At 64.5% G+C, this 23,075-nt stretch carries 25 protein-coding genes; 12 read left to right on the plus strand and 13 right to left on the minus strand.

The annotated features are described in order from the left end of the window. Positions 1–19 precede the first annotated feature (19 nt). Genes QA645_RS13055 through QA645_RS13075 form a run of 5 tightly spaced genes read left to right on the plus strand, consistent with a single transcriptional unit; the run spans position 20 to position 4,608 of the window. A complete protein-coding gene (locus QA645_RS13055) occupies positions 20–1,261 on the plus strand; it encodes an ABC transporter substrate-binding protein (protein WP_283050672.1) in 1,242 nt (413 codons plus the stop codon). A 12-nt stretch (positions 1,262–1,273) separates the two neighbouring features. Beyond that, positions 1,274–2,149: a branched-chain amino acid ABC transporter permease gene (locus QA645_RS13060; protein ID WP_283050674.1), complete on the plus strand. Its 876-nt coding sequence runs from the start codon at positions 1,274–1,276 to the stop codon at positions 2,147–2,149. Beyond that, positions 2,146–3,144, plus strand: a complete 999-nt coding sequence (locus QA645_RS13065; RefSeq protein WP_254132984.1) for a branched-chain amino acid ABC transporter permease — start codon at positions 2,146–2,148, stop codon at positions 3,142–3,144. Before QA645_RS13060 ends, QA645_RS13065 begins: the two co-directional genes overlap by 4 nt. Beyond that, complete coding sequence (locus QA645_RS13070; protein WP_283050677.1) at positions 3,141–3,896, plus strand: ABC transporter ATP-binding protein; 756 nt, start codon at positions 3,141–3,143, stop codon at positions 3,894–3,896. Before QA645_RS13065 ends, QA645_RS13070 begins: the two co-directional genes overlap by 4 nt. After that, the gene (locus QA645_RS13075; protein ID WP_254194798.1) at positions 3,889–4,608 is read left to right on the plus strand and encodes an ABC transporter ATP-binding protein; all 720 of its coding nucleotides are present in this window, start codon (positions 3,889–3,891) and stop codon (positions 4,606–4,608) included. Before QA645_RS13070 ends, QA645_RS13075 begins: the two co-directional genes overlap by 8 nt. A gap of 4 nt (positions 4,609–4,612) precedes the next feature. On the opposite strand, the gene QA645_RS13080 is transcribed toward QA645_RS13075, so the two are convergent. The 3 genes from QA645_RS13080 to QA645_RS13090 form a co-directional block, all read right to left on the minus strand. Further along, entirely contained in the window at positions 4,613–6,622 is a 2,010-nt protein-coding gene (locus QA645_RS13080) for an EAL domain-containing protein (protein WP_283050680.1), read from the minus strand. A 294-nt stretch (positions 6,623–6,916) separates the two neighbouring features. Then, entirely contained in the window at positions 6,917–7,807 is an 891-nt protein-coding gene (gene blaBJP, locus QA645_RS13085; RefSeq protein ID WP_283050682.1) for a BJP family subclass B3 metallo-beta-lactamase, read from the minus strand. A 68-nt stretch (positions 7,808–7,875) separates the two neighbouring features. Continuing rightward, positions 7,876–8,079, minus strand: a complete 204-nt coding sequence (locus QA645_RS13090; protein ID WP_283050683.1) for a hypothetical protein — start codon at positions 8,077–8,079, stop codon at positions 7,876–7,878. Between QA645_RS13090 and QA645_RS13095 the strand changes: the two genes are divergently transcribed. After that, positions 8,072–9,388 (plus strand): alpha/beta hydrolase-fold protein, encoded by a 1,317-nt coding sequence (locus QA645_RS13095; protein WP_283050685.1) that lies wholly within the window; start codon positions 8,072–8,074, stop codon positions 9,386–9,388. The two genes, QA645_RS13090 and QA645_RS13095, sit on opposite strands and share 8 nt — an antisense overlap. 13 nt (positions 9,389–9,401) lie before the next feature. On the opposite strand, the gene QA645_RS13100 is transcribed toward QA645_RS13095, so the two are convergent. The 3 genes from QA645_RS13100 to QA645_RS13110 form a co-directional block, all read right to left on the minus strand. Next, positions 9,402–9,686 carry a TonB-dependent receptor plug domain-containing protein gene (locus QA645_RS13100; RefSeq protein WP_283050686.1) on the minus strand — a complete coding sequence of 95 codons (285 nt, stop codon included), beginning with the start codon at positions 9,684–9,686 and terminating at the stop codon, positions 9,402–9,404. 63 nt (positions 9,687–9,749) lie between these two features. After that, positions 9,750–10,994 (minus strand): hypothetical protein, encoded by a 1,245-nt coding sequence (locus tag QA645_RS13105; protein WP_283050687.1) that lies wholly within the window; start codon positions 10,992–10,994, stop codon positions 9,750–9,752. Between the two features lie 163 nt (positions 10,995–11,157). Beyond that, the gene (locus QA645_RS13110; RefSeq protein ID WP_283050689.1) at positions 11,158–11,430 is read right to left on the minus strand and encodes a hypothetical protein; all 273 of its coding nucleotides are present in this window, start codon (positions 11,428–11,430) and stop codon (positions 11,158–11,160) included. A gap of 222 nt (positions 11,431–11,652) precedes the next feature. On the opposite strand from QA645_RS13110, the gene QA645_RS13115 reads away from it, so the two are divergent. Both QA645_RS13115 and QA645_RS13120 read left to right on the plus strand, forming a co-directional pair. Further along, positions 11,653–11,928 carry a hypothetical protein gene (locus QA645_RS13115; protein ID WP_254132974.1) on the plus strand — a complete coding sequence of 92 codons (276 nt, stop codon included), beginning with the start codon at positions 11,653–11,655 and terminating at the stop codon, positions 11,926–11,928. A 105-nt stretch (positions 11,929–12,033) separates the two neighbouring features. Beyond that, positions 12,034–12,843 (plus strand): substrate-binding domain-containing protein, encoded by an 810-nt coding sequence (locus tag QA645_RS13120; protein WP_283050696.1) that lies wholly within the window; start codon positions 12,034–12,036, stop codon positions 12,841–12,843. On the opposite strand, the gene QA645_RS13125 is transcribed toward QA645_RS13120, so the two are convergent. From QA645_RS13125 to QA645_RS13145, 5 genes are all read right to left on the minus strand, one after another. Beyond that, positions 12,817–13,515: an ABC transporter permease gene (locus QA645_RS13125; RefSeq protein WP_283050697.1), complete on the minus strand. Its 699-nt coding sequence runs from the start codon at positions 13,513–13,515 to the stop codon at positions 12,817–12,819. The two genes, QA645_RS13120 and QA645_RS13125, sit on opposite strands and share 27 nt — an antisense overlap. A gap of 136 nt (positions 13,516–13,651) precedes the next feature. Beyond that, positions 13,652–14,338, minus strand: a complete 687-nt coding sequence (locus QA645_RS13130) for an MIP/aquaporin family protein (protein ID WP_283050699.1) — start codon at positions 14,336–14,338, stop codon at positions 13,652–13,654. Then, entirely contained in the window at positions 14,338–14,748 is a 411-nt protein-coding gene (gene arsC, locus QA645_RS13135) for an arsenate reductase (glutaredoxin) (RefSeq protein ID WP_283050701.1), read from the minus strand. The genes QA645_RS13130 and arsC overlap by 1 nt, the downstream gene beginning before the upstream one ends. 11 nt (positions 14,749–14,759) lie before the next feature. Then, positions 14,760–15,230: an ArsI/CadI family heavy metal resistance metalloenzyme gene (locus QA645_RS13140; protein ID WP_283050703.1), complete on the minus strand. Its 471-nt coding sequence runs from the start codon at positions 15,228–15,230 to the stop codon at positions 14,760–14,762. Between the two features lie 11 nt (positions 15,231–15,241). Continuing rightward, the gene (locus QA645_RS13145) at positions 15,242–15,586 is read right to left on the minus strand and encodes a metalloregulator ArsR/SmtB family transcription factor (protein WP_283050705.1); all 345 of its coding nucleotides are present in this window, start codon (positions 15,584–15,586) and stop codon (positions 15,242–15,244) included. A gap of 278 nt (positions 15,587–15,864) precedes the next feature. On the opposite strand from QA645_RS13145, the gene QA645_RS13150 reads away from it, so the two are divergent. The 4 genes from QA645_RS13150 to QA645_RS13165 all read left to right on the plus strand — a co-directional run bounded on the left by QA645_RS13150 (position 15,865) and on the right by QA645_RS13165 (position 20,214). Continuing rightward, entirely contained in the window at positions 15,865–16,716 is an 852-nt protein-coding gene (locus QA645_RS13150; RefSeq protein WP_254132967.1) for a 3-hydroxybutyryl-CoA dehydrogenase, read from the plus strand. A 256-nt stretch (positions 16,717–16,972) separates the two neighbouring features. Continuing rightward, positions 16,973–17,437: a group III truncated hemoglobin gene (locus QA645_RS13155; RefSeq protein ID WP_283050707.1), complete on the plus strand. Its 465-nt coding sequence runs from the start codon at positions 16,973–16,975 to the stop codon at positions 17,435–17,437. A 265-nt stretch (positions 17,438–17,702) separates the two neighbouring features. Continuing rightward, entirely contained in the window at positions 17,703–18,356 is a 654-nt protein-coding gene (locus tag QA645_RS13160) for a Rieske 2Fe-2S domain-containing protein (protein ID WP_283050709.1), read from the plus strand. Between the two features lie 130 nt (positions 18,357–18,486). Next, the gene (locus tag QA645_RS13165) at positions 18,487–20,214 is read left to right on the plus strand and encodes a methanol/ethanol family PQQ-dependent dehydrogenase (protein WP_283053177.1); all 1,728 of its coding nucleotides are present in this window, start codon (positions 18,487–18,489) and stop codon (positions 20,212–20,214) included. Positions 20,215–20,448: 234 nt separating this feature from the next. Here the strand turns inward: QA645_RS13165 and QA645_RS13170 are convergent, their stop codons facing one another. Then, entirely contained in the window at positions 20,449–20,709 is a 261-nt protein-coding gene (locus QA645_RS13170; RefSeq protein ID WP_254132963.1) for a hypothetical protein, read from the minus strand. A 53-nt stretch (positions 20,710–20,762) separates the two neighbouring features. Next, on the minus strand, positions 20,763–23,075 hold the full coding sequence (locus QA645_RS13175) for a molybdopterin cofactor-binding domain-containing protein (RefSeq protein WP_283050712.1): 2,313 nt from the start codon (positions 23,073–23,075) through the stop codon (positions 20,763–20,765).

Raw genomic sequence — 23,075 nt, forward strand, 5'->3', positions numbered from 1 at the left:
AAGACAGTTGGAGGAGATTATGCCCAAATCCGGTTCGACCGCGAAAATATCCCGCCGTACCGCGCTCGCCGGCCTCTCGGCCGGCGCTGCGCTGCTCGCCATGCCCCGGCTCGGACGCGCAGCGGATGAAACGATCCGCATCGGCTTTCCGACGCCGCTGACCGGCCCGTTCGCCGCGGAAGCGCGCGATCAGGTCAAGTGTGCGGAGCTCGCCGTCAAGCTCGTCAATGACAAGGGCGGCATCGGCGGCCGCAAGGTCGAGCTGTTGGTGCGCGACGACAAGCTCAACGCCGGCGAGGCCGCGACCCGCACTTTGGAGCTGATCGAAAAAGACAAGGTCCATGCCGTGGTCGGCGCGCTCTCGAGCGCCGTGCAGCTCGCAGTCAACGAGGTCACCCGTGCCCGCGGCGTGATCTATGTGTCGATCAGCCAGTCAGACACCATCAACGAGGCCAAGGATTTCAGCAAATACACCTTCCATGAGGCGCTGAACCCGCACATGACGACTTCTGCCGTGGCGCGGCAGACCCTGAAGAAGGGCATGAAGGTCGCACATCTCGTCGCGGATTATGCCTACGGCCATGAAATGCTGCGCGGCTTCAAGCGCGCGCAGGCTACGATCGGCGCCGACAATGTCGGCGAGATCCTGCATCCGTTCGGTGCCGCCGATTATTCCACCTTCATGCCGCGCCTGATGTCGATGCGGCCGGACGTGCTCTGCATCTCCAATTTCGGCCGCGACCAGGCCAATGCGATCAAGCAGGCGGTCGATTTCGGCGTGAAGCAGCAGATGAAGATCGTCGTGCCCGTGATCCTGCATAACCAGCGCCTCGCGGTCGGCCCCGACGTGTTCGAGGGCGTGGTCGGCGGCGCCAATTACTATTGGGGTCTGGAGACCCAGAGCAAGACGGCGGCCGATTTCAACGCGGCCTTCAAGGCCGCCAATGCCGGCGCGATCCCGACCGACTACGGTGCGTACGGCTATTCCGGCGTCGGATCGCTGCTGGCGGCGATGCAGACCGCCGGCGGTACCGACACCGACAAGGTCGTCGATGCGCTGGAGAAGCTGCAATACGATCTGACCAAGGGTCCGCAGCATTACCGCAAATGCGACCATCAGTCGGTGCAGTCGGTGCTGGTGCTGGAGTCCAAGAAGAAGTCGGCCATGGCGAACGACAATGATCTGTTCGCCATTCTCGCCAACGACGCCGGCTCCGACGACATGCTGCGCAGCTGCAGCGAGCTCGGCCACGCGACCTGAAGCAGTGTGACGATGGACCTGTCGCTGATCATCATGCAGCTTCTCTCCGGGATCGCCCTTGGGGCGGTCCTGGTGATCACTGCGCTCGGATTGACGATCGTGTTCGGCATGTTGGGCGTGGTGAATTTCGCCCATGGCGCGCTGTTCATGATCGGCGCCTATGCGGGGCTGTATCTGGCGTCTCTCACCGGAAGCTTCTGGTGGGGTTTGCTGTTGGCGCCGATCCTGATGGGCGCCTTCGGCATGCTGATCGAGTTCGTCCTGATCCGCAGACTCTACGGACGCTCGATCGACGATCCGCTGCTGCTCACCTTCGGCCTCAGCTACATCCTGGTCGAGGGTGTGCGCATCGTGTTCGGCAGCGACGGCATTCCGTTCCCGACCCCGCCGCAGTTGATCGGCGTGCTTGATCTCGGCATCGGCTTCTTCCCGCGCTATCGCCTGTTCGTGATTGCGCTGGTCGCCGTGGTACTTCTTTTGCTGTGGCTGGCGCTGGAGAAGACCCGTATCGGCCTGATCGTGCGCGCCGGCGCGCGTGATCCCATGATCATGCAGGTGCTCGGCGTCGATATCGGCCGGGTCTGGCTTGCGATCTTCGGCCTTGGTGTCGGGCTTGCCGCGCTTGGCGGCGTGCTTGCGGGCCCCATGCGCAGCGTCAATCCGGAAATGGGCTCGCTGGTGCTGGCGGAAGCCTTTGTGGTCACGGTGATCGGCGGCCTCGGTTCGATCGTGGGTGCCGTCGTCGCCGGTCTCATGGTCGGCATTTCCATCAGCCTGGTGGCGCTGTTTGCGCCGGAAATGGCGACCATCGTCATGTTCGCCCTGATGGCCGTGGTGCTGCTGATCCGCCCGCAAGGCCTGTTCGGCGTGAGGGGGAGGACCACGTGACGTCACCATCGAGCGGCGAAGCGGTCGCCAAGCCAGCGTCCGGAGGCCTCGGTTGGCTTCTTGAGCAGCGCGTGCTGCTGTCGGTCGCGGTGCTGGCCGTGTTGCCTTGGCTGCTGCCGTCGCAGGCGCTGGCCGTCAACGTCCTGATCTACGGCGTCGTGGTGATGGGCTATAATCTGTTGTTCGGCTACACCGGGCTGTTGTCGTTCGGCCAGGCGGCGTTCTTTGGCGCGGGTGCTTATTTCACCGGGATCGCGATCGGCCGCTACGGTTTGCCCTGGTTCATGGCGGTGCCGATCGCCGTTCTGCTCAGCACCTGCCTTGCCGCCGCGATCGGAATCGTCTCGACGCGGACGCGCGGTATTTATTTCTCCATGGTGACGCTCGCGCTGGCCCAGCTCGTCTATTACGTCGCACTGCAGGCCGCGTCCTTCACCGGCGGCGAGAATGGCCTGCGCGGCTTCACCGTCGACCGCATCAACCTGTTTGGTCTCTCGGTCAACTTCCTCGATCCCGTCAATAAATATTACGTGCTGATGGCGCTCGCGGCGCTCGCCATGTGGTTCCAGTCGCGCATCCTGAACTCGCCATTCGGCGCAGTGATCGAGGCGATCCGGGAGAACGAGCAGCGGGCGCGGGCCTGCGGTTACAATGTCGAGCGCAGCAAGCTGATCGTGTTCATGCTGTCGGGCGCGATCTCATCGCTCGGCGGCTGCATGCTGGCGCTGCATCTGTCGATCGTGCCGCTGGATATCCTGCACTACCAGACGTCGGGCATGATCGTGATGATGGTGCTGCTCGGCGGCGCCCGCAGCTTCTTCGGGCCCTTCGTCGGCGCGGCCACATTCCTCGTCCTGGAGGACGTCATCTCGGTCTGGACGCCGCACTGGCAGATCTTTGTCGGCGCGATCTTCGTGCTGTTCGTGCTGTTCCTGCCCAAGGGGATCTGGGGCACGCTGCTGGACGCGCTGGGTGTCGGAAAGGCACGGCCATGACCGGCGAACTGCTTCGCGCCGACGGCATCGGCAAGCGCTTTGGCGGCTTCACCGCGCTCGAGGGCATCACCGTGTCCTTTGCCGCGGGCCAGCTCACCTCGATCATCGGGCCGAACGGGGCGGGCAAGAGCACCTTCTTCAACATCCTCTCCGGCGCGCTGACGCCGACCTCGGGCAAGCTGCACTTCCGCGGGCGCGAGTTGAGCGGCTTGCCGCAGCATCGCTTCGTGCATCAGGGCATCTCGCGCTCCTACCAGATCACCAACATCTTCCCGGACTTGTCCGTGCACGAGAACGTGCGCGTGGCGGCGCAGGCGCTGAGCGTCAGCTATGACATCTGGCGCAACCGCGCGCATTTGCCGGAGCTCAATGCCAAGGCCGACGCCGCGCTCGACGCGGTCGGCCTGCTCGGCAAGCGCGGCGAGCTGGCAAAATTCCTCTCGCATGGCCAGCAGCGCGCGCTGGAGATCGCAATCGCGCTGGTCTCGGAGCCGGAACTGCTGCTGCTCGACGAGCCGACCGCCGGCATGGGGCCGGAAGAGACCAAGGACATGGTCGCGCTGCTGGAGCGGCTCGCCGACAAGCGCACCGTGCTGCTGGTCGAGCACAAGATGAAGATGGTGCTGGGCCTCTCCAAGCGCGTCGTGGTGCTGCATCACGGCCGCCTGCTGGCGGACGGCGCGCCCGACGAGATCAGGAGCAATCCGGAGGTCCGCCGGGTCTATCTCGGACAGAGTGAAGGTTATGGCTGAGACCGCGCTGCTCGATATCAACGATCTCCATGCCTGGTACGGCGCGAGCCACATCCTGCACGGCATCTCGCTGCACGTGAAGGAGGGCGAGGTGGTCGCGCTGGTTGGCCGCAACGGTGCCGGCAAGACCACGACCTTGCGGGCGATGATGGGGCTGATGCCGAAGGCGACGGGGCACGTCCGTTTTGCTGGCAAGGAGCTGTTGCCGCTCCGCGCCCATCAGCGCTTCCACCTTGGGCTTGCCTATGTCCCCGAAGAACGCCGCATCGTTCCCGGTCTCACCGTGCGCGAAAACCTGCGGCTCGGCCTCGTGGCAGCCGGCCGCGCGATCGACGAGCGCGCAGCGATCGACGAGATCGCCGAGACGTTTCCGCGGCTGAAGGAGCGGCTCGACCAGGAGGGCGTGACGCTCTCCGGCGGCGAGCAGCAGATGCTGGCGATCGCGCGCGCGCTGATCGCCGATCCCAGGATGATCCTGCTGGACGAGCCCTCGGAAGGCATCATGCCGGTGCTGGTCGAGGAGATGGGCGTGCTGTTCCGCCGCCTGCGCGACGCAGGCAAGACGCTGCTGCTGGTCGAGCAGAACGTCGAATGGGCCTTGCGCCTGGCCGACCGCGCCGTGATCATCGATCAGGGCGAGGTCGTGCATGAGAGCAGTGCGGCCGCACTGCTCGCGGACAAGGACATCCAGGAGCGCTATTGCGCGGTGTGATGCCTCAGGCGACGACCTTGCTGGTTGAGCCGTGGTCCAGGCGCTCGCGTTCCTTGGCGAGATAGTCCTCGATTGCCGCGCCCGGCATGGGCTTTGCGAAATAATAGCCCTGGATGAAGTCGCACCCGAGCCGGCGCAGCGTGTCGAGCTGGGCGCGGGTCTCGACGCCCTCGACCACGCAGGCGATCTCCATGTCGTCGCAGAGGCCCGTGAGCGACTTGATGATCTTGTGGCTGACCGGATTCTCGTTGATGTCCGCGACGAAGCTGCGGTCGATCTTGAGCTTGTCCAGCGGCAGGCGGTGCACATGGCTCAGCGAGGAATAGCCGGTGCCGAAATCATCCAGCGAGATGCCGCAGCCCATCGCCTTCAGCGTCGCGATCGATTGCTGGGCACGGACGAAGTCGAAGGTGACGGCCGTCTCCGTGATCTCGAAATCGATCCGGTGCGGCGGCAGGCCGCTCCTCTCGATGATGGCGATCAGCGGCAAAATGCCCTCGGCCGCGCAGACGTCGTGGGCGGAGAGATTGAACGACAGGCGGATGTGGTCGGGCCAGGACTTTGCGGTCGCGAGAGCGCGCGCCAGCAGCACCTGCGTCAGCGGCCGGATCAGGCCGATGCGCTCGGCCGCCGGGATGAAGTCGGCGGGCGAGACCCAGCCGAGGCGAGGGCTGTGCCAGCGCGCCAGGGTCTCGAAGCCCGCAGTGTGCTCGCTCATGGCATCGACGATCGGCTGGAACACCAGCTCCATCTCGGCGCCGAAATCGGACGTCCGTAGCAGGTTCTCGATGACGCCACGGCTGCGGATCTCCGCCTCGAGTTCGCCCGAGAAGATCACGGTGCGGCCGCGCTGGTGGCGCTTGGCGTGGTAGAGCGAATAGTCGGCGCATTCGTACAGCGCTTCCGACGTCGTCGCGGAGTTTGGATAAAGTGCGAAGCCGATCGAACAGGACAGTCCGGTATGGGCGGTGTCGAGCTGGTAGGGCAGCTTGACCTGCTCGCCGATGCGTTCGCCGAGCCGCGCCAGATCGACATCCTCGGGGTCACCGCACACGACGAGACCGAACTCGTCGCCGCCCAGGCGCGCAAACTCCACCCGTTGCGGTCCAAAGCCCTCGCAGACCTCGCGGATGCGGCGGCCGGCCTCGATCAGGACGCGGTCGCCGACGGAATGACCGTAATTGTCGTTGATCGGCTTGAAGCCGTCGAGGTCGATGATGCCGACCGCGACGTGAACGTGTCTGCGCTCGGCATCATTGAAGGCGCTCGCGAGCTCGGCGAAGAAGCGGCGGCGGTTCGGCAGCTCGGTGAGGGAATCGAGGTTGGCGAGGCGGAAGTTCTCGTCCGAGAGCGCTTGCGTGGCCGCCTGCTGCATCAGCAGCGATTTGCGATTGGAGACGAGATCGGCGAAGTCGCGATAGTAGATGAACAGCACCCTTACCATCGCGCCGGAGACCAGCAGATTGTTGATGGCCATTGCCTTCAGCGTCGGCTCGCCGGTGACGAAGTAGAACAGCACATAGGGGACGTTGACGACGAGCGTCACGATCAGCGCGGCTGAACGCAGATGCATCAGGCAGAAGATGCAGCCGATCACGGTCACGGCCATGTAGAATGCGACCTGGCTCTTGGCGAAGGCATCACCATAGGGATAGAGCGCGAACGACCAGGCCGTAAAACCTGCCGCGATCGGTGCCGCGATCAAGTTGGTGAGGCGCAGATTGCGCAGAATGTCGGCGTCGCTGCGCACAACATGCCGCTGGCGCAGCCACCAGACGGTCCGAAGGGCGGTCACCGCGGTCAACACGGCCGGCACGATCATGCTCAGCGAGGCCGGCGCTAATGGCACGTAGGTATAGGCCACTGCGATCGTGTTGGTGATCAGGATGAAGTAGAGCAGGGGGATCTGCTTGGAGAAGGCGTCGAACTGCGCGCGCGTCAGATCCGGATCGGTCGGCACGCGAAACAGCCGCACCGTGGCGGCGAGACAGGCTTTCAAATCGACGGCAGGCATTGCAATCCGCGCCCCAAATCCCTTCAAACGAAGGCGATCTTGCACAGCGGGGGTAAAGAGCGCGTTAGACGGGTTCCACGAGGATGCGCCAGCGCTGGTTGCACGCGACCGCGGGATTTTCCACCCGCGTGCATTGGTGAGGGGCTGTTAAGGATATGCCGCGGAAGCGAGCGGCGTTTCGCGCGGCAGATCGTCCGAGATGGTCGCGGCTACGATCTGCTAACCATAGCAATCTCGGCCGCGCGCCGATTGCGGCGGTCGCGGACGACCGCCGCGCAGAGGTGACGGCGGCCTTCACTTCGCCGGTTGAAGCGCGGCCGTCTGCTTGGCGAGCGCCTTGTCGAAATCCTCCGACAGGCCGGTGGCGTAGGCCGGAAGCTCGCCCGGCTTGACGAATGGATTCGGCGTGGGGTTCTTGATCTGCTGCGCGCGCTTGTCCTGCATGCCATAGACCTCGGGATGCGGCCCGAGCAGCACGTCGATCTTCATCGCCTTGGCCTTGGCGAAGGTTGCGCGATAGTCGTCGACAATGCCGGGATAGGTCGGCTGGCCGACCAGGCGGTTCAACGCCACGGTGCCGCTGCAGAAGAACAGCACCTCGCGGTCCTGCCCGCCGTCCTTCACCGTCATCTCCCAACTGGTGCAGCCCGGCGAATGGCCGGGCGTCTCATGCGCCGTCAGCGTGGTATCGCCGAGCGTGACTTTGTCGCCCTCCTTCACCGTGCGATCGACCTTCACCGGAGGAAAGCCGAGGTCCGCGTTCTTCTCGTCGCCCGGATAGTAGCCGCCTTCGAGCAGCGGCTTGTCGCGCGCGCCGGCGACGAGCTGCGCGCCGCTGTCCTGCTTGATCTCGGCGAAGCCGCCGGTGTGGTCGAGATGGGCGTGGGTGTTGAGGATGTATTTGATGTCGGCGACCTTGAAGCCGAGCTTGGCGATGTTGTCCTTGATCATGCCGGTCGACTGCGGCATCGCGGTGTCCATCAGGATCAGGCCCTGCGACGTCTTGATGACATAGACGGCGATGCCGTCCGTGCCGACATAATAGATATTGTCGATGAGCTGGAACGGCTCGAACGGCGCGGTCCACTTCACCATGACCGCGGCCAGGAAGTCCTTGATGGTCTGGGCTTGCGCAACTGGGGTGAAGAGCGCCATCGCGCATAGCGCGGCCGTGAGCTTTCTCATGGATCGTCCTCCCGGATTGTTGTTGTCGTTGCGACCGCGGGTAAGGCCGCTGATCGTCGGGTCGCACGCTAGATGTTGCGCGATGCGGCAGCAACGGCCTGATGTTCGAAAAATGCCACGTCATGCGCGGAATAACGGCCGCTGTCCGGTTTGAGCATGGCGGCGATTGCTGCACTGCGCCCATCGCGTTTGACCGCGTGCGGGCCGGCCGCCATACTTTGCGTCAAGACGGGCCAGAAAGACCCGTCAACATCGGGAGCTGAAATGACCAAATCATTGTCCGTCCTTGCGGGGACGCTGATGTCCCTCGTCTCCTCCACATCGATCGCCTTCGCGCAGCCGGCCTGCGTGACCCAGAACATGGCCGTGCCGCCGGGCGCCAACACCAGCGACAAGGCGGCGCCGTTCTTCATCGATACCACCGGCCTCGATTTCAAGACCACGCCGCCGACGCGCGATCCTTCCAACCCGAACTATCCGCGCGCGACCGAGTTGCCTGACGGCACCTTGCCGCCGCCGGGCGCCGAGGGCAATTTCATCATCGGTCCCACCCACAATCCGGCGCCCGAGACCATTGCGAAGGAGGGCGTTCCGCATGGCACGACAAAATCCTTCACGCTGTCGTCGAAGGACAGCACGATCTACAATCCCGGCCTGATCCGCGACGACGTCGCGGGCTGCACCAATTCCTCGATCATGACGACGGTGACCGCGCCGGACGACAAGTCGCACATGATCGTCACCACCAGCCATCCCGGCGTCTGGTCGCGCACCATCGACGTCTATGTGCCGGCGCAATACGTCCCTGGTACCGAAGCGCCCTTCATCGTGATCGGCGACGGCGGCTCCGCTGCCTACAAGGATCTGCCGACCACGCTCGACAATCTGATCGCGCAGCGCCGTGTGCCGCCGATGATCGCGATCCAGGTCGGCAATGGCGGGCAGGATGCGCAGGGCAGCCAGCGCGGCCGCGAATACGACGCGGTGTCGGGTGTCTATGCGCAGTTCATCGAGCGCGAGGTGCTGCCGCTGGTCGAGCAGAACGCCGGCGTCAAGCTCACCAGGAACCCCGAAGGACGCGCGACCATGGGGCTGAGCTCGAGCGGCGTGGCAGCCTTCACCATGGCCTGGTTCCATCCCGAACTCTATCACCGCGTGCTGGCGTTCTCGCCGACCATGGTCAACCAGCAATGGCCGCATGATCCGTCGCTGCGCGGTGGCGCCTGGGAATATCACAGCGCATGGACGGGACCGGCCACGCCCAATCTCATCTCGAAGGCCGGCGTGCTGACGCCGGCCGAGCCGCCCGGCGTACCGTTGATCGTCGCCGCGCCGACCAAGCCGATCCGCTTCTGGTTCTTCGGCGGCGACCAGGATCTGTTCTATCCCAATCCGACCATTCCCGACGGCATGCACGACTGGACCTTGTCCAACGCGCTGACGGCAAAGGTGCTGGCGGAGAAGGGCTACCATTATCAGTTCCTGTTCGTGCGCAACGCCAAGCATGTCGATCGTCCCACGATCGCACAAACGCTGCCCTCGGCACTGGAATGGGTCTGGAAGGGCTATCCGATCCCCTGATGCGGGAAGTGGCCTAGCGCCCGATCGTCACTCCGGCGGTCGAGCGCATGGCGTCGCGCAAGGTCGTCGCGTTCATGTCGTCGAGCATCTGCCGCGTCAGCACGGTGGTCTGGCCGGGCGTGTCGAGGATGGTCTCGCCACGTGAGAAGGACAGCCGGTTGGCCTTGTAAGGGGATGCCGGATCGGTGGCAGGCGGCGCCGCATGAACGTGGCGGGGCCGCTTGTGGGATGCGGCGAGCGCGCCTTGCGAAACGCAGAGCGCGGCGATCACGATCAGGCTTTGCAATTTTGCGGACATGCGATCTCCCATATCCCGGGCGTCAGCCTAGCATATGGGGCGCGTCATCGCAGAGGAAAAGGATCAGGCGAGGGCGGCCTGGCGTTCCCGCACCGGCTCGCGGGTGCGATCGGCGCCACGCGGCTCGGCGAGCCGGGTGAAGCTGCGCTGGCCCGCATGCACGGGCGCCTCGACGATCACGCCTTCGCAGACGATCTGGCCGCCGAGCACCTTGAATTCGAGCTTGTCGTAGCGCGGCATCGTCTCGCCGGGCTCGGGCGGCAGCAGTCCGATGCGCCCCTGGATATTCAGTGTGGCTTCGCCGGTGCCGTGAAGCCGCGGATTCCACATCCTGATCCCGGTCTCCGTCCAGCGTTGCCGGATCAGCGCGGCACGATCGGCGGGCTCGACGATCTTTGCGCGAGCCTTCGGCGTGCTCGGGCTCTTCGGGGTGGGCGCCGGCTCAGGGTCGACATGCGTGGCGACAACGGGTGCGTCGGCGATCGTCGCCTCGGCAAGAGTGGCTGCGACGGGTTCGGGATCGTTCGCGACGACCGGGTCGATCTCTGCGGCGACGCTGGGAGCGGGCTCGCTGTCGATGCTGGCTTCGACGACGACAGGCGCGGGGACCTCAGCGTCGACGACGACGACGGGCGTCTCATCGACCGCGATCGGCTCGATCTCCACGGAAGCGACGGCTACGGGTTCGTCTTCAGTGACGGGCTCGGAGACCTCGACCGGAATCGTCGCCATCTCGACAGGCGCAACGACGACTTGCTCCGCGACGATCGGCTCGACATCTTCAGGGAGTTCCGGAGCAGCATCGCTACCGACGACAGGCTCAGGTGCCTCGATTGCTTCGACTTCGACAGCGGAGATCGAGGTCTCTTCGACGACGTCAGGTTCAACATCCGTCACGCGTTCCGCGGGCGGCTCGCTGCTGGTGAGTTCGGGCGCATCAACCGGCGCGATTGCGACCTCAAGCGACGGAACTGCGATCTCTTCGACGACGAGAGGCTCGACGCCTGCCGGCGTCTCCAGGGATGAATCGTCGTTGACGCTGATATCGGTCGCAGCCGCGATCGGGCTCTCTTCGATGACAGGGATAATGGTGTTGTCTTCGGTGACCGGGGCCGCGACTTCGATGCCGGCATCGCGATGCAACGGTTCCGCGCTGATGTCGGTATCGAGGGCCGGCGCAGCTTCGGCAACAGCGATGACGGCAGGCTCTTCTTCCGCTGCGATCGGCGCCACGTCGAGACTGCCGCTTTGCGGCAGGGGCCGAAGCCGGTTGAACGCCCATTTCACCGCAGGAATGCGGCTCAGCAACGATATCAGTCTCGAAAGCACTGGGAGTTGTCCAAGAGGTACTCGGGCCGTAAGGGCAATCGCTGATTCGCCAGCAATGTGAAAAACTGCCCCGGCCGTCACACCCCTGTCAATCTAGGCGGGACCAATTGCAGAACATCTGCACAGCCACGCGCCACAGCGTTCATTCGAAATGCATCGATGCGAGCGGATCTTCGTCGCGATCCGGCTGATGCGTTGTCGCATGCGGGACGGCCGCGTGCTCGGCCTTGCGGATGTGCTGATGCGCAAGGGCGTGCTTGTGGACCAGCGCCATGGTGAGCGCCTCGCAGTCCGTGGGTTCGCCGCCCCAGGCGCAGTCGATGCTCGACGACTGTCCGGGCCACGCCTGGGCCGAGCCCGCGATCGCAAGCGGCAGAATGATCAGGAGGGCGGCAGCGATGCTTGTCTTGGTCATGGGACGCTCCAAACCGTTTCACTGAATGGATCAGGCGAAACGGGCGATATTCCGCGGAGCCACATGATTGCGCGGTAGCTCACGCGGGGTTCAACGGCCGTGAGGCCGGCGTGAGGGCGTTCCCTTCGCGAACCGATCCGGGAACCCGGATGCGACAAAGCACCGCCGCAACGTTCCGAGCCGCCTCGCTTAGGATATTCGGGCAGCAAGGCGAACCTTCGCATGTCCGATCCTCCGGAAGACAGGATCGTTCCGATCCGCTCGTTGCAAAGCGCGCGGCTTGACGAGCGCTTCGATGCAACGCTTGCGGATCTCGAGGCGCGCCGCGACGAGCTCGTGCGTGTCATCGCCCGTCTCACCGAAGGCCTGAGCGTGATCGACCAGGCGGGGGCGGATGCATCGGCACAGTCGGCGCGCGATCTGATCGGTCTGCTGGCGACGGCCAAAGCCCAGCTCGACGAGATATCAAACATCATCACGAGGCTGCGGCCGCCATGACGTCATGCGGTACTGCCCCGGCCGCTGATCTTTCGCCGAATGTCGGGCTTCCCTGCGTCATCCTTCCCGCCTAGTTTGAAACATCGGGGGAGTGAGGACGACGCAATGAAGAAACTTGCCGCCATCGCCGCGGTTCTGGTCTGGTCGACAGGCGTCTACGCGCAGGATCGCAGCATCACCGTGGCGTCGACGACGTCGACGGAGCAGTCGGGCCTGTTCGGCTATCTGCTGCCGCTGTTCTCGAAGGCCGAAGGCATCGAGGTGAAGGTCGTTGCCGTCGGCACCGGCCAGGCGCTGGATATCGGGCGGCGCGGCGATGCCGACGTGGTGTTCGTCCATGACAGGCCGGCCGAAGACAAGTTCATGTCCGAAGGGCAGGGCGTGAAGCGCTTTGACGTCATGTACAACGATTTCATCATCGTCGGCCCGAAGAGCGACCCCGCGAAGATTGCCGGCGGCAAGGACGTCGCTGATGCCCTGCGCAGAATCGCGGCGGCAAAGGCGCCGTTCATCTCGCGTGGCGACAAGTCCGGCACGCATGCCGCCGAGCTGAGATTGTGGAAGGACGCCGGCATCGATCCTGCGACCGGGAAGGACAGCTGGTATCGCGAGATCGGGCAAGGCATGGGGCCGGCGCTGAACATGGCGTCGTCGTCGGGGGCTTACCTTCTGTCCGACCGCGGCACCTGGCTGTCGTTCAAGAACCGGGGCGAGCTTGCGATCCTGACCGAGGGCGACAAGCGGCTGTTCAATCAGTACGGCGCCATGCTGGTCAATCCGGACAAACATGCGAATGTGAAGGCCAAGGACGGGCAGGCCTTCATCGACTGGCTGATCTCGCCAAAGGGGCAGGATGCAATCGCCGGCTACAAGGTCGGCGGGGAGCAGCTATTTTTCCCCAACGCGTCCCACTAGCAGGAAGGCGACGGTCGACACCGCGACGCTGAGCGCCAGCAGGATCAGCCCGAGCCCGAGCGCCAGCGGCAAATCGCCCTTGCTGGTCTCGAGCGCGATCGCCGTCGTCATGGTGCGGGTGAAGCCGCGGATGTTGCCGCCGACGATGATGATGGCGCCGACCTCGGCGATCGCCCGCCCGAACGCCGCGAGAAAGGCGGTCAGCAGCGAGGTCCGGCCGAGTGCGAACAAGAGGCCGATGCTGCGCAGTGTCGACAGTCCGTCGATCCGTGCGAGGTCGCCATATTCCGCCCACAGCAGGCTCGCCGGCCGATGCACCAGCGCAACCACGATCGGGGTCGCCAGCAGCGTCTGCGCAATCACCATGGCCGCCGGCGTGAACAGCAGGCCCGCCGCGCCGAGTGGGCCGGAGCGCGACAGCAGAAGATAGAGTGCAAGCCCGACCACGACCGGCGGCAGTCCGAGCAGCGCATTGGTCAGCACGATGACCACCTGCCGCCCGCGAAAGCGGGTGATCGCCAGCAGGGCCCCGAACGGCGCGCCGATCAGCAACGCGATGATGCTGGCGGTCAGGCTCACGCGCACCGACAGGGCGACGATGCCGAGCAGCTCCGGATCGGCTTCGCCAATCAGCGTGAACGCGGCAACGATGGAGCGTGCGAAGTCGTTCATCCGGCCTGATGCCCCAGGGCCAGGCCGCATGTCATGGGATGGTCGATATCGTGGCTGCGATGCCGCTTCACACTGGTCCCTGCCGTTCCCGCCGACAGTCAGAGAATACAGGTGACGAGCGGTTTGGACACTCTATTCATTCGTAGGCAGCAGCGTGCTTCACGCTTGCTTTGCCCCACAGCCAGCCGGCCAGCGGAATGGCGAGGGCTGCCCCGATGAGCTGAGCGATCATGAAGGCCGGCACGTCGTGCGGGGCGATGCCTGCAAAGGTGTCGGATAGCGATCGGGCGATGGTGACGGCGGGATTGGCGAACGACGTCGAGGCCGTGAACCAATAGGCCGATGTGATGTACAGGCCGACCGCGTAGGGAACGCCAGCCGAGGCTCGCGACGCGACGCCGAAGATCGTCAGCAGCAGTCCGAAGGTCGCCACCGCTTCGGCGAGCCACTGTCCCGCACCGCTCCGTTCGGTCAGCGACATCTGGAGGACGGGCAGCCCGAACATCAGATGCGCAATCCACACGCCGATGATTGCGCCGGCGATCTGCGCAACGATGTAGATCGCAGCGTCGATCCAGGCCGCTTCGCCGCGCAGCGCAAAGGCCAATGTCACCGCCGGATTGAAATGGGCGCCCGACACGGAAGCAAACATCAGGATCAGCACGACGAGAATGGCGCCGGTGGCGATCGTGTTGCACAGGAGCGCCAGCGCGACATTCCCGCCCGCGAGCCTCTCGGCCATGATCCCCGAGCCGACCACCGCGGCGAGCAGGAACGCCGTCCCGAGCCATTCGGCAAATGCGCGCTGTGCAAGGCCCGGCATCAGGCGCCGCGATCCAGCCGGACGCGCTCGCCGTCTTCCTTGACGAACTCGCCCTGCTGCGGGGGCAAGAGATCCAGCACCTGCTCGGACGGGCGGCAGAGTTTCACACCTTTCGGCGTGACCACGATCGGCCGGTTGATCAGGATCGGATGCGCCATCATGGCGTCGAGAAGTTGATCGTCGGTCAGGTCAGGGTTGTCGAGCCCGAGTTCGGCATAGGGCGTGCCCTTCTCGCGCAGCAGCTCGCGCACTGAAAGACCCATGCGTATGGCAAGCTGCTGCAACAGGGCGCGTGACGGCGGCGTCTTGAGATACTCGATCACATGCGGCTCGATGCCGGCGTGCCGGATCATGGCAAGCGTGTTGCGCGAGGTGCCGCAGGCCGAATTGTGGTAGATGATTGCGTCCACTACGGCCACCTTCAGCAACAGGCCTGTGATGGCTTTGGCGCGGCCTGCGGCGCGCAGCAGGCGCCTGTCTTCTCATGTGCAACCCGCGCGCGGTTCTCACCGCTGCCATCGCCGTAGTCGATGCTTTCGCCGGTGGTATGAAAAGTCTCCCAGGCGATGCCAGCGGGATCGTCGATCCATGATTTTTCCGACTTGGCGTAGCAGCAGGCCGTCTGCCCCTGCTCGATGATGTCGCCGCCGGCCTGGTGCAGCCGCGCATAGACCTCTTGCAACTCGTCGTGGGTCTCGACCTGGATGCCGAGATGGTCGAGGCCTGGCGTGCGCCCGCGCGTCGAGATCGCGAAATTGACACGAGGGTCTTCGAGCATCCATTTGGCGTAGTCGGGCTTCACCACGAAAGGCTTGCTCGCGAACAGGGCGGAGTAGAACCCGATCGAGCGGGAGAGATCGTCGACGGACACGTGAACGTGCAGGCGCTTCATGCTCTGTCCTTTCAGGCCAAAACCTTGTTGCGCTTTCGCGCGGATTTCGAGGGCGGTGCGGGCGTGCAGGAGACGCCGCCGCAGCAATTTTCGGTGAGGAAGCCGACCAGCGCATTCATGGTCTCGAACCGCGCCGCATAGATCATCGAGCGCCCCTCGCGCCGGACCGTGGCAAGGCCGGCCATCCGCAGCCGGTCGAAGTGAAACGTCAGCGTATTGGGCGCGAGATCCAGCGCCTCCGCGATCGCGCCTGCAGTCATGCCTTCGGGGCCGGCCTGCACCAGCAAGCGGAAGACATCGAGACGATTGTCCTGCGCCAGAGCGGCGAGCGCTGTGACGGCATCTGTCTTTTCCATATTTCAACGATTATTGAAATGATGATCGCGCGTCAACTTGAATCTCGGCATTCCCGGGGGGGGCGGAACGGGCCGCAAAACGCGGGCCGATCAGGCCGCGAGACCACGAAATCATGCCCATAGCCCGCGGAAAGGCGACTTTATTCTCGCCACGGATGGGTTAAGGAAGAGCCTGGATGCGGTGCAGCACTCAAGGCGGCCCGCGGCTCGAAATTCAGGTCAAACCGGGCATGCTGCCGCTCAAGGTCGCGCCCGCTCAACGAGAAGGACGTCATTCCATGATCAATACCGTTGGCATCATCGGAGCAGGGACCATGGGCAACGGCATCGCCCAGATCTGCGCCGCGGCCGGGCTTTCGGTCGTGATGGTCGACATCTCCGATGCGGCGGTGAGCCGCGGTGTCGCCACCGTCGGCGGCAGCCTCGAGCGCCTGGTCAAGAAAGAGAAGATGTCGGCGGCCGATCGCGACGCCACGCTCAAGCGCATCACCGGCACGACCGACCGCGCCAAGCTCTCCGATTGCGATCTCGTCATCGAGGCCGCGACCGAGAATGAGGAACTCAAGGTCAAGATCCTGAAGGACCTCTGCGCCACGCTGTCGCCACGCACGCTGCTTGCGACCAACACCTCCTCGATCTCGATCACCAAGCTCGCGGCTGCGACCGATCGGCCCGATCGCTTCATCGGCATGCACTTCTTCAACCCGGTTCCGGTGATGGCGCTGCTGGAACTGATCCGCGGCTTGCAGACCTCGGACGACACCCACGCCAAGGCGCTCGATTTCGCCCAGCGCGTCGGCAAGGTGGCGATCACCGCCAAGAACAGCCCCGGCTTCGCCGTCAACCGCATCCTGTGCCCGATGATCAACGAGGCGATCTTCGCGCTCCAGGAGGGAATTGCGACCGCCGAGGAGATCGACGCCGGCATGAAGCTTGGCTGCAACCATCCGATCGGGCCGCTGGCGCTGGCCGATCTCGTCGGCCTCGACACCATGCTGTCGGTGATGGAGGTCTTTTATAAGGGCTTCAACGACCCCAAATACCGTCCGGCCCCCTTGCTCAAGGAAATGGTCGATGCCGGCCATCTCGGCCGCAAGACCGGGCAGGGCTTTTACAGCTACGGCGCTTGATTGCGAGGCGGGGTGCTAAGTACCCGCAGTTTGCGCTATCGCAAAGATGCGGTCGCGTGATTTGTCTAACATCGGATGAGGCGCTCCTTTTCCTTCTCCCCTTGTGGGAGAAGGTGGCGCGAAGCGCCGGATGAGGGGTTGGTTCCGCAAACTCAAATGTGTGAGTTTGTGGAGACAACCCCTCACCCGTCTCGCCGCTCCGCGGCGAGCCACCCTCTCCCACAAGGGGAGAGGGGAAGAAACAACGGACTACGACATGTCGGATCGACTGAAGGCCGAGCGGGAAGCTGCGGCCGAACGGCGGAACCTGCTGACGCTGGATGCAATCGAGCGCACCGGGATCACCGAGGAGATGATCGGGGAACTCGTCACCCGTTTCTACGGACGCGTCCGCGAGGATGCGTTGCTTGGGCCGGTGTTCGCGATCGTGCAGAATTGGGACGAGCATCTCGCCAAGCTCAAAGACTTCTGGTCGTCAGTGGTGCTGATGAGCGGGCGCTACCACGGCTCGCCGATGCGGGCGCATGTGCCGCTCAGCCTGGTCGGCGATCATTTCGACCGCTGGCTCAACCTGTTCGAACAGACCGCGCGCGAGGTCTGCCCGCCGCCGGCAGCCAGCCTCTTCATCGACAAGGCGCGACGCATCGCCGACAGTTTTGAGATGGCGTCGGCCACCATTGCGGGACGCATTGCGGCGCCGCGCCACGTGCTCCGGTCCTGAAATACAAAATGCCTGCCCGATAAACGTGCAGTTGAATCGCTTTCCGGTTGCATCGCGCCAAGACTAGCGCGTTGCACCAATTCCAACATCATCGGTCTGATCTGCAAAATCATCATGCGGATCGCGCGACACGACATTGAAATGGCAAAAACGCGTTTGAATGCGTGCGATCGTGTTCAATCAAAGCGAGCATAGCCATATTGATGCACTGCGGCGCCAATTCTTCGCCTTCATTTCGGCAGAGTTCCAGCGCCTGCTAGCATGCATGTCGCGCGCATCATTCAGCATCACGTCATCGCCCTCCGACAGCACTGCGGAACCCGACGCCGATGTGAGCGCGGAGCAAACGCGGCGAACGCTGCTGCTCGGCGCGCTCGCCACCACCGCCTGTCTCGGCTGCTCCGCGCCAGCGCGCGCAGGCGAAGATCCGCCTGGCTCGGACGAGCGGCCGCAGAAGGGCGATGTGCTCGTCTTCTCGGAGGGCGACAGTGAAGGGAAGCTCATCAAGGCATCCGATCTGACGCTTGGCGGGCCGCCGGTGCATGCCTGGCCGCAGGATCCCAAGACATCGGTGGTGCGCAGCGCCTCGCGGCTGAACGAGATCCTGATCATCAAGCTCGATCCTGCCGAGCTCGACGAGCAGACGCGCGCGCGTGCCGTCGACGGTATCGTCGCCTATTCGGCGATCTGCGCCCACGCCGGTTGTCCCGTCACCGCCTGGGTCAAGAGCGATGTCGGCGACAAGGACGTGTTCAAGTGCATGTGCCACAACTCCGAATACGACCCACGCGCGGGTGCGCAGGTGGTGTTCGGGCCGGCGCCGCGGCGGCTTGCCGCGCTGCCGCTGGCGCTCGCTGACGGTTCGCTCAGCGTTGCGGGCGGATTCATCGGAAAGGTAGGTGGCGCGCAGCCGGGATGATGATTGGCGCGGGATGTGCCCGCCTCACGAGAGGCCGCATCCGCCGAGGGGCGGATTTCGGGACGAACGACAAGAATTCAACACAAGAATTCAATCGGATGAAAAAGGGGAAACGTCCATGAAAAGGTCAATGACCAGGAAGCAATTACTGCTGTCCGGCTTCGTCGCCTTCACCTGTGTTGCCTCGACCGCCGCGATCGCGGGCCCGATCGAGAGCTACGCGCCCGTCACCCAGCAGCGCCTGGAGAATCCGGAACCGAGCAACTGGATGCTCTATCGGCGCACCTATGACGGGCAGGGCTATAGCCCGCTCGACCAGATCAACACTTCGAATGTGAAAGACCTTACGCCGGTCTGGACGTTTGCCACCGGCGTGGTCGAAGGCCATGAAGCGCCGCCGATCGTCAACAACGGCGTGATGTTCGTGGCGACGCCGATGGGGCAGGTAATCGCGCTGAACGCGAAAACCGGCGATGAATATTGGCGCTACAAGCGTCAGCTTCCCGATGATCTGTTCCAGCTGCATCCGACCAGCCGCGGCGTCGGGCTGTGGGAGGACAAGCTCTATCTCGCCACCACCGATGACCACGTCGTCGCGCTCGATGCCAAGACCGGCAAGGTGGTGTGGGACACCAAGGTGCAGGATTACAAGAAGGGTCAGTACATGACCCTGATGCCGCTGATCGTCGACGGCAAGGTCATCGTCGGCGGTTCCGGCGGCGAACTCGGCGTGCGCGGCTACGTCGTCGCCTACGATGCCAAGGACGGCAAGGAACTGTGGCGCACCTTCACCATTCCTGGCGAAGGCGAGCCCGGTCACGACACCTGGCAGGGTGATGACTGGAAGACCGGTGGCGGCTCGGCCTGGATGACCGGCACTTACGACAAGGACACCAAGACGATCTATTGGGGTGTCGGAAACGCCGCGCCGTGGCCCGGCGAAACCCATCCCGGCGACAATCTTTACACGTCGTCGGTGATTGCACTCGATCCCAACAACGGCAAGATCAAGACCTACCACCAGTACCACCAGAACGATTCCTGGGACTGGGACGAGGTCGATGCGCCGATGCTGGTCGATCTGCAGCGCGACGGCCGCAGCTTCAAGAGCCTGATCCACCCCGGCCGCGACGCGATCTTCTGGATACTCGAACGTACGCCGACGAAGATCAACTACGTCGCGGGCTGGCCGTTCGTCGCCACCGACGTCTGGAAGGGCATCGACGCCGAAAGCGGCCGTCCGATCGTCGATACCGATCACAAGCCGACGATCGGCAAGCGCGTCGAGTTCTGTCCGTCACTGTGGGGCGGCAAGGACTGGCCGTCGGCCGCGTACAGCCAGAAGACCGGTCTCGTCTATGTCCCCGCCAACGAGAATTTCTGCGGCGGCTTCACCGGCGAGAAGGTGCCGCTCAAGCCGGGCGAGCTCTGGCTCGGCACCAAGCCCGAGGACATCGGGTTGAAGGCGAAGCCCGGCGCCGATCATTTCGGCGAGCTCCAGGCCTGGGATCCTGCGACGGGCAAGAAGGTGTGGCAGCACAATTTCCCGAAGTCGCAGCTGTTCGGCTCGGTGACGGCGACCGCAGGCGATCTCATCTTCGCCGGCGGCACCAACGACCGCAACTTCCGCGCCTTCGACGCCAAGACCGGCGCAGTGTTGTGGGAGCAGAAGACCAATTCCGGCATCATGGGCATGCCGGTGTCCTATGAGATCGACGGCACGCAATATATCGCGATCCAGTCGGGATGGGGCGTGGACGCGCAGCGCATCCAGGATGCGCTCGCGACCAACAATATCGGCATGGAGTCCAACGTGCCGCAAGGCGGCGTGATCTGGGTGTTCGCGCTGAAGAAGTAAGCTCCGCGGCGGATCGAATTAGGCGGAGCAGCAGGGGGGTGGCGAGTGCGGCGGACGGTCAACGTCCGCCGCATTTTGCGTGGGGTGATGGGATTGCTGCCGTTGCTACGCGCTCGTCATGCCCGGGCTTGTCCTGGGCATCCACGTTCTCAGTGCTGCGGCAAATGTCGTGGATGGCCGGAACGAGCCCGGCCACGACGAAATGGGAGCATCAGTGCGCGAGAGCGTCCCGCACTACTTCCCCTGCCTGTCAACCTTGTCCTTTTCCGCCTGGTTCATCTCCCGAACCTTCGGATCGGTGCTGCTCTGTCCGGTGGTCTGGGTCGTGGAGGCGGGTGGGGCGCTGGCGTTGGGAAGCGAATTCTGTTCCGGCGCGGTGGGGCGTGTCGCCGTGGTCGGCGGCGCGGTGGTGCTCTGGGCGAACGCGGCTGTCGCAGTCAAAAGAAAGGCGCTCGACAGCAGCGAGACTGCGAGCGCCCTTGGAATGTTGGTCATCGATCTGCTCCTGTCAGATCGAAGAGAAACGGCGCGAGGCCGTCTCTGTTCCGTCAAGCCTCCAATTGCTTGCCGATCGGAAGCGCGCGGATGCGCTTGCCGGTCGCTGCGAAGATCGCGTTCGTCAGTGCAGGCGCAAACGGCGGCACGCCGGGCTCGCCAACGCCGCTCGGCGGCGTGTCGGGGCCGGGTGGCACGATGTAGACGTTGGTCACCAGCGGCGCCTCGTCGATCCTGATCACCTGGAAGTCGTCGAAATTCTTCTGCTCCACCTTGCCGTCCTTGAAGGTGACCGCGCCATATTTGGCGAGGCTCAAGCCCATGATGGCTGCGCCCTCGATCTGCGACGCGATGCGTTCGGGGTTGACATAGGTGCCGCAGTCGATTGCGGTGTCGACCCGCGGCACCGTCAGCTTGCCCTTCTCGTCGACGGCCACCTCGACGATGGTCGCGATGTAGCTGACGAAGCTGCGGTGCACGGCGATACCGAGGCCGTGGCCCTTCGGAACCTGACGGCCCCATTCGCCCTTCTCGGCGACCATCTCGACCACCTTGCGCAGGCGCGCAGTGTCGATCGGGTAGCTGTCATAGGGCTCGCCGTAATTCCACAAGTCCTTCACCGCGGGCTTGACGATGCGGGGACTGCCGATCAGCGCCAGCAGCGTCTCCTTCTGGTCGCGTCCGGTCGCGTTCGCGATCTCGCCGACCATCGACTGCACGGCGAAAGCGCGCGGGATGTTCGAGACCGAGCGGAACCAGCCGATTCGGGTGAACGCCGCAGCCTCCGGGTTCTCGCAAGAGATATTTGCGATCTCGAACGGCATGTCGACGAGACCCATGCCGAGCTCGAACGCCGCCGCGTGCTTGGCACCGGCCGCGAAGGTCGAGGCGATGGTGGGCGCCACGCTGCGGTGGCGCCAGGCGATCACCTTGCCGTCCTTGTCCAGACCCGCCTCGATCCGCTCCGCCGAGACGGTGTGCAGGAAGTCGTGATGGAGGTCGTCCTCGCGCGTCCATTGCACCTTGACGGGCGTGCCGAGCTCCTTCGACAGCAGCGCGGCCTCGAGCGCAAAGTCGCATTTCGACTTGCGGCCAAAACCGCCGCCCAGCAGCGTGACATTGACGGTGACATTGCCCTCGGGGATGCCGAGTGTCTTGGCGACGTCCTCGCGGGTGCCGCCGGGGCTCTGCACCGGCGCCCAGATCTCCGCCTTGTCGCCCTTGACATCGGCGACCGCGACCGGCGGCTCCATGCTGGCATGGGCAAGGTGCGGCAAGTAATATTCGCCGACCACGACCTTGGCGGCGGACTTCAACGCGGCGTCCGCGTCGCCCTCCTGGCGCACGACCAGGCCCGGCTTGCGCGAAGCCTCCTCGAGCTCCGTGCGGTAGGCGACCGAGTCGTATTTGCCGTTGGCGCCGTCGTCCCAGACGAGCTTCAGCGCGTCGCGGCCCTTGATCGCCGCGCCGGTGTTGCGGGCGATCACGGCAACGCCGCCGAGCGGCTGGAATTTCGACGGCCACGGCCAGCCCTGAACCTTCATCACCTTCTCGACGCCCGGCACCTTCAGCGCGGCGTCCGGATCGAACGAGGTGAGCTTGCCGCCGGTCACCGGCGGGCGGGCGATCACGGCGTATTTCATCCCGGGCAGGCGCACATCGGCGCCATAGCGCGCCTTGCCGGTGGTGATGTCGTGGAGATCGACGATGCTGACCTGGCCCTTGCCGAGATAGCGGAAGTCCTTCAGGTCCTTCAGCTTGAGGCCCTCGATGGCAGGCACCGATTCCTTGGCGGCATCTGCCGCGAGCTCGCCGAAGCCGAGCTTGCGGCCGCTGGCGCTGTGGACGACCTCGTGATTGACGGCCTTCACCTCGGTCGCCGGCACGTTCCAGCGCTTGGCCGCGGCCTGCTCCAGCATGGTTCGGGCAGAGGCGCCGATCTGGCGCATCGGGATCAAATAATGCCGCGTGCTGCGCGAGCCGTCGGTGTCCTGGTTGCCGAACTTGACCTCGTCGCCATGGGCCTGCTGCACCCTGACCTTGGACCAGTCGGCCTCCATCTCCTCGGCCACGATCAAGGGCAGGCTGGTGCGCACGCCGGTGCCCATCTCGGAGCGGTGGGCGAGGATGGTGACCGTGCCGTCGGGCGCGACCGCGACGAACACGCGCGGATCGACCACGACGCCATGCGGCATCTTGCCGGCGCCGGTCTCATAGGCAAAGGCCTGGCGCGACATCACGGGGGCGGCGAGCACGAAGCCGCCGGTGACGCCGAGCCCCTTCAGGATGCTGCGGCGCGAGACTTTCTCGACCTTCAGATGCTTTTCGAAGCCACGAAGCTTCCGGGGATTGTCGATGAAATTCAT

This window comes from Bradyrhizobium sp. CIAT3101 (genome assembly GCF_029714945.1).
In the GTDB taxonomy this organism is placed as follows: Bacteria; Pseudomonadota; Alphaproteobacteria; order Rhizobiales; family Xanthobacteraceae; genus Bradyrhizobium.

What these genes read in the sequence shown, in the direction of transcription:
- QA645_RS13075 (WP_254194798.1), top strand. Translation starts at nt 3,889, where the DNA reads ATGGCTGAGACCGCGCTGCTCGATATCAACGATCTCCATGCCTGGTAC.
- QA645_RS13145 (WP_283050705.1), bottom strand. Translation starts at nt 15,586, where the DNA reads ATGGAAAAGACAGATGCCGTCACAGCGCTCGCCGCTCTGGCGCAGGAC.
- QA645_RS13060 (WP_283050674.1), top strand. Translation starts at nt 1,274, where the DNA reads ATGGACCTGTCGCTGATCATCATGCAGCTTCTCTCCGGGATCGCCCTT.
- QA645_RS13175 (WP_283050712.1), bottom strand. Translation starts at nt 23,075, where the DNA reads ATGAATTTCATCGACAATCCCCGGAAGCTTCGTGGCTTCGAAAAGCAT.
- QA645_RS13100 (WP_283050686.1), bottom strand. Translation starts at nt 9,686, where the DNA reads ATGTCCGCAAAATTGCAAAGCCTGATCGTGATCGCCGCGCTCTGCGTT.
- QA645_RS13140 (WP_283050703.1), bottom strand. Translation starts at nt 15,230, where the DNA reads ATGAAGCGCCTGCACGTTCACGTGTCCGTCGACGATCTCTCCCGCTCG.
- QA645_RS13165 (WP_283053177.1), top strand. Translation starts at nt 18,487, where the DNA reads ATGACCAGGAAGCAATTACTGCTGTCCGGCTTCGTCGCCTTCACCTGT.
- QA645_RS13070 (WP_283050677.1), top strand. Translation starts at nt 3,141, where the DNA reads ATGACCGGCGAACTGCTTCGCGCCGACGGCATCGGCAAGCGCTTTGGC.
- QA645_RS13120 (WP_283050696.1), top strand. Translation starts at nt 12,034, where the DNA reads ATGAAGAAACTTGCCGCCATCGCCGCGGTTCTGGTCTGGTCGACAGGC.
- blaBJP (WP_283050682.1), bottom strand. Translation starts at nt 7,807, where the DNA reads ATGAGAAAGCTCACGGCCGCGCTATGCGCGATGGCGCTCTTCACCCCA.
- QA645_RS13115 (WP_254132974.1), top strand. Translation starts at nt 11,653, where the DNA reads ATGTCCGATCCTCCGGAAGACAGGATCGTTCCGATCCGCTCGTTGCAA.
- QA645_RS13080 (WP_283050680.1), bottom strand. Translation starts at nt 6,622, where the DNA reads ATGCCTGCCGTCGATTTGAAAGCCTGTCTCGCCGCCACGGTGCGGCTG.
- QA645_RS13130 (WP_283050699.1), bottom strand. Translation starts at nt 14,338, where the DNA reads ATGCCGGGCCTTGCACAGCGCGCATTTGCCGAATGGCTCGGGACGGCG.
- QA645_RS13160 (WP_283050709.1), top strand. Translation starts at nt 17,703, where the DNA reads ATGTCGCGCGCATCATTCAGCATCACGTCATCGCCCTCCGACAGCACT.
- QA645_RS13110 (WP_283050689.1), bottom strand. Translation starts at nt 11,430, where the DNA reads ATGACCAAGACAAGCATCGCTGCCGCCCTCCTGATCATTCTGCCGCTT.
- QA645_RS13125 (WP_283050697.1), bottom strand. Translation starts at nt 13,515, where the DNA reads ATGAACGACTTCGCACGCTCCATCGTTGCCGCGTTCACGCTGATTGGC.
- QA645_RS13155 (WP_283050707.1), top strand. Translation starts at nt 16,973, where the DNA reads ATGTCGGATCGACTGAAGGCCGAGCGGGAAGCTGCGGCCGAACGGCGG.
- QA645_RS13150 (WP_254132967.1), top strand. Translation starts at nt 15,865, where the DNA reads ATGATCAATACCGTTGGCATCATCGGAGCAGGGACCATGGGCAACGGC.
- QA645_RS13170 (WP_254132963.1), bottom strand. Translation starts at nt 20,709, where the DNA reads ATGACCAACATTCCAAGGGCGCTCGCAGTCTCGCTGCTGTCGAGCGCC.
- QA645_RS13055 (WP_283050672.1), top strand. Translation starts at nt 20, where the DNA reads ATGCCCAAATCCGGTTCGACCGCGAAAATATCCCGCCGTACCGCGCTC.
- QA645_RS13095 (WP_283050685.1), top strand. Translation starts at nt 8,072, where the DNA reads ATGACCAAATCATTGTCCGTCCTTGCGGGGACGCTGATGTCCCTCGTC.